The organism is Intrasporangium calvum DSM 43043 (assembly GCF_000184685.1).
GTDB classification, from domain to species: Bacteria; Actinomycetota; Actinomycetes; order Actinomycetales; family Dermatophilaceae; genus Intrasporangium; species Intrasporangium calvum.
The window spans coordinates 2,560,014-2,573,462 of the sequence record NC_014830.1; the positions used below are offsets into that span (position 1 = coordinate 2,560,014).

Annotated in this window: 8 protein-coding genes; all 8 read right to left on the reverse strand. The window is 72.4% G+C overall.

Going from position 1 to position 13,449, the window contains the following annotated elements:
- Positions 1-141: 141 nt before the first annotated feature.
- Positions 142-1,065 carry a GNAT family N-acetyltransferase gene (locus INTCA_RS11630; protein ID WP_013493118.1) on the reverse strand — a complete coding sequence of 308 codons (924 nt, stop codon included), beginning with the start codon at positions 1,063-1,065 and terminating at the stop codon, positions 142-144.
- Positions 1,055-2,143, reverse strand: a complete 1,089-nt coding sequence (locus INTCA_RS11635; RefSeq protein WP_013493119.1) for an amidohydrolase family protein — start codon at positions 2,141-2,143, stop codon at positions 1,055-1,057. Before INTCA_RS11635 ends, INTCA_RS11630 begins: the two co-directional genes overlap by 11 nt.
- A gap of 66 nt (positions 2,144-2,209) precedes the next feature.
- Positions 2,210-3,832, reverse strand: coding sequence for a signal recognition particle protein (ffh, locus tag INTCA_RS11640; protein WP_013493120.1), 1,623 nt, complete (start codon positions 3,830-3,832; stop codon positions 2,210-2,212).
- A 194-nt stretch (positions 3,833-4,026) separates the two neighbouring features.
- On the reverse strand, positions 4,027-6,393 hold the full coding sequence (locus INTCA_RS11645) for a [protein-PII] uridylyltransferase (RefSeq protein WP_013493121.1): 2,367 nt from the start codon (positions 6,391-6,393) through the stop codon (positions 4,027-4,029).
- A gap of 87 nt (positions 6,394-6,480) precedes the next feature.
- A complete protein-coding gene (locus INTCA_RS11650; RefSeq protein WP_013493122.1) occupies positions 6,481-6,819 on the reverse strand; it encodes a P-II family nitrogen regulator in 339 nt (112 codons plus the stop codon).
- Positions 6,816-8,243 (reverse strand): ammonium transporter, encoded by a 1,428-nt coding sequence (locus tag INTCA_RS11655; protein ID WP_013493123.1) that lies wholly within the window; start codon positions 8,241-8,243, stop codon positions 6,816-6,818. The genes INTCA_RS11650 and INTCA_RS11655 overlap by 4 nt, the downstream gene beginning before the upstream one ends.
- 170 nt (positions 8,244-8,413) lie before the next feature.
- Positions 8,414-9,604 (reverse strand): signal recognition particle-docking protein FtsY, encoded by a 1,191-nt coding sequence (gene ftsY / locus INTCA_RS11660; RefSeq protein ID WP_041307620.1) that lies wholly within the window; start codon positions 9,602-9,604, stop codon positions 8,414-8,416.
- Positions 9,605-9,733: 129 nt separating this feature from the next.
- Entirely contained in the window at positions 9,734-13,327 is a 3,594-nt protein-coding gene (gene smc, locus INTCA_RS11665) for a chromosome segregation protein SMC (RefSeq protein ID WP_013493125.1), read from the reverse strand.
- Positions 13,328-13,449 lie beyond the last annotated feature (122 nt).

Sequence of the window (13,449 nt, forward strand, 5' to 3'; positions counted from 1 at the left end):
GCGAGACCGGGTGGGAGACACTCGGGGAGCCGACGCTCGGTGTAGGCGTCCAGGTCAGGCGAGAGGATGCTGGCCCGACGGGTACAGCCGACCATTCTGCCAGATGAGCGCCCGTGCCCCGAACGCGTCCCGCGGCGACCCTCACCGCTCGCGCGCGGCGAAGGCGGCTCGGACGCGAAGGGCCTTCGCCACCACGTCCCGCTTGCTCGCGTCGTGCATCGGCTCGAACACCGGGACGACGGCTGGGTCCAGGCTGGCCCGGGCCAACCCCATCCGCAGCTCCGGTCCGGCCACCTTGGCCTCGATGACGCCGCCGACCGGAGAGGCCCGGAGCAGCTCGAACAGCGTCGCGACCGCGGGGACCACCGACGCCGAGAACAAGGGCACCGCGAGCTCACTGGCCAGCTGTGGAGCCAGACCCCTCTGGTCGAGGGCTGGAGGCCCCGCGACGACCGCGGCCACGCGACGCCAGGGCTCATGCCGGTACGGCGCCGCCGGCCAGTCGTCGGCGAGCATCGTGTAGCGGTCGTGGTCCCGCCAGGCCCGACGCCCGTCGGTGCCCGGCAGGTTGAGGAAGTCCCTCGAGAAGCCCTCGTGCGTGAAGCCCACCGACCGGACGAGTCCGGCCGACCGGACGTTCGCCGGTTGGATGTTGGCCTCGATCCGATGCAGGCCCATGCCCTGGGGCTCGTCGCCGAACACCAGGTCGAGGATCAGCTGGAGGCCCTCGGCGAAGAGTCCCTTCCCGACATAGGGGTCGTAGGCGTCGTAGCCGATCGTGGCGCTGTTGAACGAGCCCCGGACGACGTTCGCGACGTTGGCCCGGCCGACGAGCCCGTGGCCGTCCTCGGGCTCCAGGGCGTGGACCATGAAGGTGCGGTAGGTCGCCGACTGGCTCGCGATGATCGCCGGCAGGTTGTACGGGTCCGGAACCGCGAACTCAGACAGCCGCTGCGCCGACCGGGTGACGGCCGCTGCATAGGCTCCATCGTCGGCGGGTGCGGGGGGCCGGACCTCGACCCGGTCACCGCGGACGGGGACCGGGGCGGCGGCGTCAGCGGACAAGGCGGCCTCGCAGCACGATCCCCTTGGGGTCGGCGATCACGGTGACGTCGTCGCGAGGGTCGGCGCCGTAGACGACGAGGTCGGCGTCCTCGCCCTCCTCGATCGTCGGGCGGCCGAGCCACGCCCGAGCCGCCCAGGTCGCGGCGTCGAGGGCCTCGAGCCTGGAGAGGCCGGCCTTGGTCAGCTCGACGACCTCCTGGGCCACGAGGCCGTGGGGCAGGGCGCCCCCTGCGTCGGTCCCGACGTAGATCGGGACGCCCGCCTCGTGGGCGGCACCGATGGTCGCGTGACGCCGGGCGTGCAGGTCGAGCATGTGCTGGTGGTAGGCCGGGAACTTCTCCGCCGCGGGTGCTGCGAGGGCGGGGAAGTTCGCGATGTTGACCAAGGTCGGCACGATCGCGATGCCACGACGGGCGAACTCGTCGATCGAGTCCTCCTGGAGGCCGGTGGCATGCTCGACGCAGTCGATACCGGCGGCCGCCAGGTCGCGCAGCGACTGCTCACCGAAGCAGTGCGCGGTGACCCGCACCCCCTCCTCGTGGGCGGCTGCGATGGCCTCGGCAACCGCGTGCGCCGAGAAGCTCGGGGAGAGGTCACCGACCTCCCGGTCGATCCAGTCCCCGACCAGCTTGACCCACCCGTCGCCGCGGTGCGCCTCCAGCCGCACGGACTCGACGAGCTGGTCTTCCTCGACCTCGTGCGCATAGTTGCGGATGTAGCGGCGGCTCCGAGCGATGTGGCGCCCGGCGCGGATGATCTTGGGCAGGTCCTCCCGGTCGTCGACCCAGCGGGTGTCGCCGGGTTGGCCCGCGTCGCGGATGAGGAGCGTGCCCCGGTCGCGGTCGGCGAGGGCCTGCTCCTCGGCGACCTCCCTGGGCACCTCGCCGTGCGCGTCGAGCCCGACGTGGCAGTGCGCGTCCACGAGGCCCGGCAGGACCCACCCGTCCAGGGTCTGCACGTCGGCCCCGGACGCCGGCGGCGTGAACGACACCTTGCCGTCGATGACCCAGAGCTCGTCGCGGACGTCGTCGCGACCGACGAGGACCTGACCACGGACGTGAAGCACCGGCGCACTCATGCTGCGACCCTACCCAGACCGATCCGGCTGTGGTGCGTGGCGGGGGGCCGGCAGGGTCGAAGCAGCTCAGCCCTTGCCGAGGAACTTCTCGAAGCCCTTGGGGAGCTTGGAGACATCGAGGTCGGCCAGCGGGTCGGCGCCGTCCGGGCTCGCACCGGGCATGCCGAACGCCGACGCTGCCGCCTTGGACCGGCCCTCGGCGGCCCGTTGCGCAGCGGCGCGCTCCTCTGCGGCCCGCTTGGCCGGGTTGCCGCTCTTGCTCTTCTTGCGCTGCGGCTGCTGGGCCCGGCCCTTCTTGCCGGTGCCGGGGATGCCGGGCATGCCCGGCAGACCGCCGCCACCGCCCCGGGCGAGCGACTTCATCATCTTCTGCGCGTCCCGGAACCGCTCGAGGAGCTGGTTGACGTCGGTCACGGAGACGCCGGAGCCCTTGGCGATCCGGGCCCGCCGTGACCCGTTGATCTGCTTCGGGTGGGTCCGCTCGAACGGGGTCATCGAGCGCACCATCGCCTCGACCCGGTCGAACTCGCGGTCGTCAAACGCGTCGAGCTGGGCCCGCATCTGCTGCATGCCCGGCATCATCTTGAGCATCGACTTGAGCGAGCCCATCTGCTTGATGGCGCTCATCTGCTGGAGGAAGTCCTCGAAGGTGAAGTCCTCCTCGGCGAGGAACTTGCGCGCCATCTCGTCGGCCTGGCGCTTGTCGAACGCCTTCTCCGCCTGCTCGATGAGGGTGAGCACGTCGCCCATGTCGAGGATCCGGCCGGCCATCCGGTCGGGGTGGAACACCTCGATGTCGGTGACCTTCTCGCCGACGGAGGCGAACATGATCGGCTCGCCGGTGACCTCACGGATCGACAGGGCGGCACCACCGCGGGCGTCGCCGTCGAGCTTGGAGAGCACGACGCCGGTGAAGGCGACGCCCTCGTGGAAGGCCTGCGCGGTCTCGACCGCGGCCTGGCCGATCATCGCGTCGATGACGAAGAGGACCTCGTCGGGCTGGATCGCCGAGCGGATGTCGGCTGCCTGCTGCATGAGGTTGGTGTCGACGGCGAGCCGTCCGGCGGTGTCGACGATGACGACGTCGTGCTGCTGGGCGCGGGCGTGCTCGACTCCGGCCCGGGAGACGGACACCGGGTCGCCGAAGCTGCGGGTGCCCTCCCCCGTCCCTGCGACGGCGTCGTGGCCGCCGACGTTGCCACGCTCGGGAGCGAAGACCTTGAGGCCGGCGCGCTCGCCGACGACCTCGAGCTGGGTGACGGCGTTGGGGCGCTGCAGGTCGGCGGCCACGAGCAGCGGCGTGTGCCCGCGGTCCTTGAGCCAGCGGCCGAGCTTGCCCGCGAAGGTCGTCTTGCCCGAGCCCTGCAGCCCGGCGAGCATGATGACCGTCGGGGGGTTCTTCGCGAACCGGATCTGGCGGGTCTCGCCACCGAGGATGGTGACGAGCTCCTCGTTGACGATCTTGACGACCTGCTGGGCGGGGTTGAGTGCCTGGTTGACCTCTTCGCCGAGCGCGCGCTCCCGCACGGCCGTCGTGAACCGCTTGACGACGGGCAGCGCCACGTCGGCGTCGAGGAGGGCCAGCCGGATGTCTCGAACCGCCTTGTTGACGTCGGACTCCGAAAGGCGGCCCTTGCCGCGCAGGTTCTTGAAGGTGGCGGTCAGCCGGTCAGACAGGGTTGCGAACACCCGGCAACTTTAGCCGTAGGCGGGTGCCGGTCCGACCCACCCGGGGCCGTATGCCGCTGAGCTCCCTCCGATCGACAGAGCAGTTCGTGACGTGGCGGGCGTCACGAACTGCGCTTTCGATATGCTGGTGGGCGTCGCGAACTGCTCTTTCGATGTGCTGGCGGGCGTCACGAACTGCTCTTTCGATGTGGTGGTCAGGGCCCGTCACAGGTGTCGATGATCATCGCGACCGCTTGCGCCGCCCGGGCGGGGGCGAGCCGGGACCCGCCGAGCTCCGTGACGTAGAAGGTGTCGAGGGTCTGGCCGGCGTACGTGGCGATGTGGGCGGACCGCACGGCGAGGGAGGCCCGGGCGAGGGTGATCCCGATGTCCTGGAGGAGCCCGGCGCGGTCGGTGGCGCGGACCTCGATGACGGTGGCGCTGTCGGAGGCGCTGCTGATGACCATGGCGCGCGTCGAGTCGGGTGAGCCGGATCCGGGGCTGCGGACCGGCCGCGCCGCCTTGCGGCGCTGGAGCCGGCCGAGCGGCGCCCGGTCGCCGGCACCCACCCGGGTGAGGTCCCGGCCGATGATCTCGGGGAGCGGGTTCTCGCCGCTCGGCGAGTCGACCCACCACTCGTTGACGGCCAGCCCATCGAGGGTCCGCACGGTGGCGGAGCGCACGACGAAGCCGTGGGCGGCGAGCAGCCCGGCGGTGTCGGCGAAGAGCCCGGCCCGGTCGCGGTCGATGATGTCGATCCGGTGGGCGCCGCCGAGCGACACGACCGAGACGTGGGCCTCCCCGACGGCCACCTTCTCGATGACGTCCTTGGCGAGGGGCAGCGGCTCGAGGGGTTCCACGGCCCGGGGCCGGTCGGCGCCGTTCGCCGCGACCAGGGCCTGCCGGCAGGCCTGGTAGAGGCGGTGCACGAGTCCGGCCCGCCAGTCGCTCCACGCCTTGGGGCCGGCCGCAGAGGCGTCGGCCTCGGTCAGGGCGCGCAGCAGGTCCAGTGTCATGACCGACCCGCCGACCGCGTCCGACAGGGTCTCGATGGTGGCGGGGTCCTCGGGATCCCGGCGGGTGGCGAGGTCGACGAGGGTGAGGTGCTCGCGAACGAGCCGAACGACGATCTCCCGGTCCGCCTCGGCGACGCCGATCCGCCGCAGGATCCGCTCGGCGATGTCGGCTCCCTCGTGGGAGTGGTCGATGGCGCCGGGCACCTTGCCGATGTCGTGGAGCACGGCGGCGAGGACGAGGAGGTCCGGACGCGCGACGTCCCGGACCATCCCGCTGGCTGAGACGACCGTCTCGACGAGATGACGGTCGACCGTGTGCCGGTGCACCGCGTTGCGTTGGGGGCGGCTGCGGACGGCGGCCCACTCGGGGATCCACCGTTCGACGACGCCCGCCAGGTCGAGCCCCTCCCAGACGGCCACCACCCCCGGACCGGTCGCGAGGAGGTCGGCGAACACGCCGCGGGCCATCTCGGGCCAGGGCTCGGGCGGCTTCGGCGCGTGGGCACCCAGGTTCTGCAGGGTCGCCGGCGACAGGGGGATGCCGTTGCGCGCCGCGACCAGTGCGGCCCGGAGCGGGATCACCGGGTCCGACGCCAGGTCTGCCGACGGTCCGAGGACCGCCTCGCCGTCGTGCCGGTAGAGCCCGTACCCGAGCGGAACCAGCTGCGGGCGCCGCGGGCCCACGCGGAGGGTACGGGCCCGTTGCGACTGCAGGGCGCGGCGGAGCGTGCTGTCCGCCGCGTAGGCGATGGTCCGGGCGGCTCCGGAGAGCTCGGTGAGCAGCTCGTCGGCGTCGGGGTGGCCGAGCAGGGCTGCGCACGCGTCCTGGTCGTCGCGGGTCAGCCGGTCGCGGCCGCGTCCGGTGACGACGTGGATCGCGTCACGGACGTCGAGGATCCGTTCGTACGCCTCGTCGACGGCACCGTGCGGCCGATCTGTCAGCCACGCCTCGGTCAGGGCGCGCAGGACCGTCATGTCACGCAGCCCGCCGTGGGCCTCCTTGAGGTCCGGCTCGATGAGGTGCGCGAGGTCCCCCTGCCTCGCGTGCCTGGCGGTGACGGCTTCGTGGATCTCGGACAGGCGGGTCCGGGCGTTGGCCCGCCAGTCGTGCGCGACCGTCGAGCGGGCGGCGTTGACGACGTCCACGTCACCCGCGATGTGGGTGAGGTCGAGCAGTCCCATCGCCGCGGACAGGTCCTCGGACGCCACCGCCCGGCACTCGGCCACCGTGCGGACGCTGTGGTCGAGGCGCACCCCCGCGTCCCAGATCGGGTACCAGAGGCGGTCGGCGAAGGCAGCGACCTCTGGTCCCGCGAGCCCGCGCGGGTGATGGACGAGGACCAGGTCGAAGTCGCTGAGGGGCCCGCCGTCACCGCGGGCGAGAGAGCCGACGGCCGCCAGGGCGACGCCTGCGTGGCGTCGCCCACCGCACGCCCCGCGCCAGACGTCCTGCAGCCAGCTCGAGCCGAACTCCGCGAGCGCCCGGCGGCGGGCGGGTCCCGCGCCGGGTGTCGCGAAGCCGCGCGTCCCGGCGAGGTCCAGTCGTCGTGTCGTCACATCGGTCATCGGACCTCGCCGGGCCTTTCGCTCGAGGGTTGAGGGTGGTGCAGCGGACTCGCCTGCTGCCGCCCTCGGGGTGTGGGGGTCGCTTGGTCAGAGGGCCTGCGCACCCCGCTCGCCGGTGCGCACCCGGACCACCTCGTCGACGGGGACCGACCAGATCTTGCCGTCCCCGATGCGGCCCGTCTGGGCCGACTTGAGGATGACGTCGATGACGTCGGGCGCGTCGATGTCGTCGACGAGGACCTCGAGTCGGACCTTCGGCACGAAGTCGACGGTGTACTCGGCGCCGCGGTAGACCTCGCTGTGACCGCGCTGGCGACCGTAGCCGCTCGCCTCGCTGATGGTCATCCCGGTGACTCCGAAGGCCTCCAGGGCCTCCTTCACCTCGTCGAGCTGGTGCGGCTTGATGATGGCGGTGACGAGCTTCATGCGTGGGCTCCTTCGGCCTGGTCGGTCATCTCGGTCTGCGCGGCTGGGACGGTGGCCCGGGGGAAGGCGACACCCCGCCCGGTGCCGGCTGCGAAGCCACCGAGGTCGTAGCCGGACTCGGCGTGCTCGGCCTGGTCGATGCCCACGGTCTCGTCCTCGTCACTGATCCGCCAGCCGAGGGTGTACTTCAGGGCGAGGCCGATGATCGCGGTGAGCACGCCGGAGACGAGCAGCGAGACGAGCGCGATGATGACCTGCAGTGCGGTCTGCTGGATGCCACCACCGTAGAAGAGCCCCGTGGAGGTGGACAGCAGGCCGGCACCGATGGTGCCCCAGAGGCCGGCGGTGAGGTGGACGCCGACGACGTCGAGCGAGTCGTCGTACCCGAAGCGGTACTTGAGCCCGACGGCGAGGGCCGCGAAGGCTCCGGCGAGGACGCCGAGGACGAGCGAGCCGACTGGCGACAGCGCACCGCAGGCGGGGGTGATGGCGACGAGACCGGCGACGACACCAGAGGCCGCCCCGATCGACGTGGCGTGCCCGTCCCGAAGCTTCTCGACGACGAGCCAGCCGATGATGGCGGCCGCCGTGGCCGCGGTCGTGTTGAGCCAGACGACGGACGCGACCCCGTCGGCGGCGAGCTCGGATCCGGCGTTGAAGCCGAACCAGCCGAACCACAGGAGCCCGGCGCCGATCATCACCAGGGGGACGTTGTGCGGCCGCATGGCCGTCTTGCCGAAGCCGAGCCGCTGGCCGACGATGAGGGCGAGGACGAGACCGGCGATGCCGGCGTTGATGTGGACGACGGTGCCTCCGGCGAAGTCGATCGGCACCACGGTGGCCGCGCCGTCGGTGACGCCGAAGATCCTGGCTGACAGGCCTCCTTCGGCACCCGAGAGGAGGCCTCCGCCCCAGACCATGTGGGCGATCGGGAAGTAGACGATGGTCGCCCAGATGCCGGCGAAGACGAGCCACGTGGAGAACTTGACCCGGTCGGCGATGGCGCCGCTGATGAGGGCCACGGTGATGACGGCGAAGGTGAGCTGGAAGCCTGCGACGATGGCCTCGGGGATGAACACCCCGGCGCCGAAGACGTCGATGAGCTTGGGGCTGCCCGAGCCGTCGTCGAGGAGCTGTCCGAGCCCGAAGTAGTCGAGCGGGCTGGCGAAGATGCCGCCGATGTCGGTGGGGCCGAAGGACATCGAGTAGCCCCACAGGATGTAGATGACGCCGACGACGCCGAGCGCCCCGAACGACATCATCATCATGTTGAGGACGGACTTGGCTCGCGTCATGCCTCCGTAGAAGAGCGCGAGGCCTGGGGTCATGAGGAGGACCATCGCGGAGGCGATCAGCATGAACGCCGTCGCCGCCTCGTTGATCTCCGGTGCTTCTGCCGCGAGCGGCACCAGTGCGGTTGTCATGGCGATGATCTTGGGGACCGGCCGTTTCGTCGGCTCGCACCGCGTGTTACGGCAGTGTCAACAAGAGTCCCGCACTGTTAGTGGCGAGTTTCGCGCGGCGGGCCCGCCCACGATGTGGACGGGCGAGGCGCCGCTCACCCCGCGCGGAGCGAGCTGCGTCTGGGGTGCCGCTAGTCCAGGAGCGCGTCCACGAAGTCGGCCGGCTCGAACGGGGCCAGGTCGTCCGGGCCCTCGCCGAGGCCGACGAGCTTGACCGGAACGCCGAGCTGGCGCTGGACCGCGACGACGATGCCGCCCTTGGCCGTGCCGTCGAGCTTGGTGAGGACGATGCCGGTGACGTCGACGGCCTCGCTGAAGACCTTGGCCTGCTGGAGACCGTTCTGGCCGGTCGTCGCGTCGAGGACGAGGAGCACCTCGTCGATCTCGCTCAGCTTCTCGATGACGCGCTTGACCTTGCCGAGCTCGTTCATCAGGTCGACCTTGTTGTGCAGCCGGCCGGCGGTGTCGATGATGACGACGTCGACCTCCTGCTCGATCCCCGCCTTGACGGCGTCGAAGGCCACGGCCGCGGGGTCGGCGCCCTCCCGGTCGGACCGCACCGTGGGGACGCCGACGCGGGCACCCCACGTGTCGAGCTGGTCCGCGGCGGCCGCCCGGAACGTGTCGGCGGCGCCGAGCAGCACGTCACGGTCCTCGGCGACGAGGACCCTGGCGAGCTTGCCGACGGTCGTCGTCTTGCCCGTGCCGTTGACGCCGACCACGAGGATGACCGCGGGCCGGGTGCCCACGCGGGACGAGGCGATCCGGCGGTCCATGTCGGGCTGGACGAGGCGGAGCAGGTCCTCACGGAGCCACTCCCGCACCGTCGCCTCGTCGGTGGTGCCGTCGACCTTCACGCGGGTGCGCAACGAGGCGATGAGCTCCTCGGTGGCCTCGACGCCGAGGTCTGAGGCGATGAGCGTGTCCTCGACGTCCTCCCAGGCCTCCTCGTCCAGCCGGCCGCGCGACAGGAGACCCAGCAGGCCCTTGCCGAGGGCGGAGTTGGACCGGGCCAGACGGGCGCGCAGCCGCTGGAGACGACCCCGAGCCGACTCCGGACGCTCGAGCGTCGGGAGTGGCTCGGCGACCGGCGGGAGCGTCTCCGCGGGGCCCTCGGTCGTGACCGGGCCACCCGGCGCGGCGGTCCCGGCGTCGCGCTCGGTGGGCTCGCGGTCCAGGCGCGGGGCCGGCCGGGTCGGTGCCTCGACCTCACGCTCGGGGCCGCCGCGGCCGCGAAGGAGGGAGACGGCGAACCCGATCCCCAGGGCGAGGATGACGACGCCGACGATCAGATAGGTCCAGAGGGTGTCCACGTCGCCCATCCAATCACGGCCGATCGGTGGCCCCGGCGGACCGGGCCACCCCTCGAAGGGAGCGCCGAAGGGGGCCGAGCCCAGCGGCATACGGAATGAGCCGTATGCCGCTGGGCTCGCTCCCGCTCGTTCGCCGGCTCAGGCGGACTGCTGGGCGGTGACGTCACGGAGCCGCTGGGAGACCACCGTGGTGACCCCGTCTCCGCGCATGCTGACGCCGTAGAGGGCGTCGGCGATCTCCATCGTCTTCTTCTGGTGGGTGATGACGATGAGCTGGGAGCTGTCGCGCAGCTCCTCGAAGAGCGTGAGGAGGCGCCCGAGGTTGGCGTCGTCGAGGGCCGCCTCGACCTCGTCCATGATGTAGAACGGCGACGGGCGCGCCTTGAAGATCGCCACGAGCAGGGCGACCGCGACGAGCGACCGCTCGCCGCCCGAGAGCAGCGACAGGCGCTTGATCTTCTTGCCGGGCGGGCGGGCCTCCACCTCGAGCCCCGTCGTCAGCATGTTGGACGGGTCGGTGAGGATCAGGCGCCCCTCACCCCCTGGGAAGAGCCGCTGGAAGACCCGCTCGAACTGCACGGCGGTGTCCGCGAACGCCTCCGCGAAGACCCGTTCGACGCGCTCGTCGACCTCCTTGACGATGTCGAGCAGGTCCCGCTTGGAGTTCTTGAGGTCCTCGAGCTGCTCGGTGAGGAACTTGTGCCGCTCCTCGAGGGCAGCGAACTCCTCGAGCGCGAGCGGGTTGATCCGCCCGAGGGCGCTCAGCTTGCGCTCGGCCTGGCGCAACCGCTTCTCCTGGGCCTCGCGGACGAAGGGCGCGGGCTCCGGCTGCGGCGCATCGGGGTCGGCCGCGGGGTCCGGCACGGCCGGGACGAGCTGGTGCGGCCCGTACTCCTCGACCAGGTCCTCGGGAGAGATGCCGAGCTCCTCGACGGCCTTCTGCTGCAGCTGCTCGATGCGCAGTCGCTGCTGGGCGCGGGCCACCTCGTCGCGGTGGACGCTGTCGGTCAGCTCGCGCAGCTCGTTCTGCAGGGTCGCGAGGTCGCGCCGGACGACGGCCAGCTCGGCATCGCGCTCGGTGCGCGCCTGCTCGGCGCTCCGTCGAGCCGCATCGGCCTCCTCGGCGGACTCGGTGAGGAGGTCGTGCGCCCAGGCCGCAGCGACCCGGACTGCCTCGGCGACCGTGGCCTCGCGCTCGCGTCGGGCCCGTCTGGCCGCGAGTCGCTCGCGGGTCTCCTCCTCGTGCCGGGCGGCGCGCTCGAGCGCCTCGGCGCGGTCCCGGAGCGCACGGACCCGCTCCTCGCGGGTGTGCAGTCCGAGCCGCAGCTCGGTCTCGGTGGTGCGCGCCTCCCGCGCCACGGCGTCGAGACGGTCGCGCTCCTCCGTCGACGGCTCGGCCTCGATCTCGCCCTCGACGCTGGCCGCCTCGAGGCGCTCGAGCAGCTCGGCGTGCTCGGTCTGGTCGGCCTCGAGCGCGGCGGTCGCGTCGGCGATGGCCCGCTCCGTCCGCTCGACCTCGGCCCGCGCCGCCCGGAGGGTCTGACCGAGCGAGCCGAGCCGCTCGGCGATGGCCGACATGCGTGCATCACTCTCGTGCAGCCGCTCGAGGGTGGCCTCGACCCGGTCGTTCACCTCGGCCCGGGTGGACTCCGCGGCGGCGAGCGCGAACCTGGCCCGCTCTCCCGCCCGGGTGGACTCGGTGACCTGGGTCTGCGCGGCCTCGAGGGCGGCCTGGAGCTCGAGCAGGCTGGGGGCGGCGAGGCTCCCGCCCCGGACGAGACCGGGGGCGAAGACGTCCCCGCCGCGCGTCACCGCGGTGACTCCCGGCTCCGAGCGGACGAGCCGGGCGGCCGAGGCGGGGTCCTCGACGAGCGCGACCCGCTCGAGCGCCCGGTCCAGGGCCGGTCGCACGCCCTCGGGACAGTGGACGACGTCACGGGCCCACCGGGCGCCGGCGGGCAGCGCGGGCCACGCCGAGTCGTCGACCCGCCCGGCCGACTCCGAGACGAGCAGGCTGGCCTGACCCGCGTCCTGCACCCGAAGCGTGTCGAGCGCTCGCGCCGCAGCGTCGAGAGAGCTGACCGCGAGGGCCTCGGCGGCGGCACCGAGGGCGGCAGCCACGGCGTTCTCGAGCCCCGGGTCGACGGTGACGAGGGAGGCGACCGAGCCGATGATCCCGTGCGCCTCGAGGTCGTCGCGCGCCGTGGCGAGGAGCGCGGCAGCGCCGTCCTTGCGGCTCAGGCTCAGCTCGAGGGTCTCGACGCGGGCGGCGGCGGTCGTGCGGGCCCGGTCAGCAGCCTGCTCGGCCTCGCGCCAGCGGGCCACCTCGGCCTCCGCCGCCTCGAGCTCCGCCGCAGCCTGCTCGTAGTCCGAGTCGAGTCCTTCCTCGCCCTCCTCGTCCTCCGCGACGCCGGCCTCGAGGCCGGCGAACTCCCGCTCCGCCTCGGCAGCACGCCGCTGGGCCTGCTCGGCGGTGGACCGGAGCCGGCCGAGCTCGGCCTCGCGCGCCTCGATGCGGGAGGCCTTGGCCCCCACCTGCCCACCCAGCTTGGCCAGCCCCTCGCGACGGTCGGCAGCGGCGCGCGTGGCGCGGGCCAGCCGCGACGTCTCCTCCGCGTAGCTCCGCTCGGCCTCGTTGCGGGTCAGCACGGCCTCCTCGAGGGTGGCCTTGAGCTCGTCGAGCTCGGCGAGGAGCATCTCCTCCTGCTCCCGCACGTCGGCGGCTTGCGCGCGCAGCTGCTCCGGGTCACGGGTCGACTGGCTCTCGTCGGCGCCGCCGTCGTCCTCGCTCAGCAGGCGCACCCGCTCCGCGGCGAGCGAGAGCGTCGCGGCCATCCGCTCGACGAGCCGACTGAGCGACACGTACTGGTCCTGGGCCTGGGCGAGGGCGGGGCGGGCATCCTCGGCGGCGCGTTCCAGGCCGGTGATCCGCTGGCCCAGCTCGGCCATCGCCTCCTCGACCTCGGTGCGCCGCTGGATGAGGGCGGACTCGTCCGCGACCTCCTGCTCCAGGGTCGAGGTGAGCTGAACGAGGTCATCGGCGAGGAGGCGCAGGCGCGCGTCGCGGGCGTCGGTCTGGATGACGGCGGCCCTGCGGGCGGTCTCGGCCTGGCGTCCGAGCGGACCGAGCTGGCGGCGGATCTCACCCGTCAGGTCGTGGACGCGGGTGAGGTTGGCCTCCATCGTCTCGAGCTTGCGCAGCGCCCGTTCCTTGCGCTTGCGGTGCTTGAGGACGCCGGCGGCCTCCTCGATGAAGCCGCGACGTTCCTCGGGGGTGGCCCGGAGCACCGTGTCGAGCTGGCCCTGCCCGACGATGACGTGCATCTCGCGCCCGATGCCGCTGTCGGAGAGCAGCTCCTGGATGTCGAGCAGTCGGCACGGCGTGCCGTTGATCGAGTAGTCCGAGCCGCCGTTGCGGAACATCGTCCGGGCGATCGTGACCTCGGTGTAGTCGATCGGCAGCGCGCCGTCAGTGTTGTCGATGGTCAGCGCCACCTCGGCGCGGCCGAGCGGCGCGCGACCGGCCGTGCCGGCGAAGATGACGTCCTCCATCTTGCCGCCGCGCAGGGACTTCGCGCCCTGCTCCCCCATCACCCAGGCGAGCGCGTCGACGACGTTGGACTTGCCGGAGCCGTTGGGGCCGACGATGCACGTGATGCCCGGCTCGAGGCGAAGGTGGGTCGCCGACGCGAAGGACTTGAAGCCCTTCAGGGTGAGGCTCTTGACGTACACGACCCGTTGATTCCTTCTGCCGACCTTGCGCTGCGACCTCCACCTCGGTGCTCGCCGGTGACGGCACCGTGACGGCGCCACCTGCTCGAGATCTCGGTCAGACTACTAACGAGGCTTCGCCT

Excerpts from the sequence above, each read along its gene's own strand:
- INTCA_RS11635 (WP_013493119.1), bottom strand. The coding sequence starts at position 2,143 with ATGAGTGCGCCGGTGCTTCACGTCCGTGGTCAGGTCCTCGTCGGTCGC.
- INTCA_RS11645 (WP_013493121.1), bottom strand. The coding sequence starts at position 6,393 with ATGACCGATGTGACGACACGACGACTGGACCTCGCCGGGACGCGCGGC.
- INTCA_RS11650 (WP_013493122.1), bottom strand. The coding sequence starts at position 6,819 with ATGAAGCTCGTCACCGCCATCATCAAGCCGCACCAGCTCGACGAGGTG.
- INTCA_RS11655 (WP_013493123.1), bottom strand. The coding sequence starts at position 8,243 with ATGACAACCGCACTGGTGCCGCTCGCGGCAGAAGCACCGGAGATCAAC.
- ftsY (WP_041307620.1), bottom strand. The coding sequence starts at position 9,604 with ATGGGCGACGTGGACACCCTCTGGACCTATCTGATCGTCGGCGTCGTC.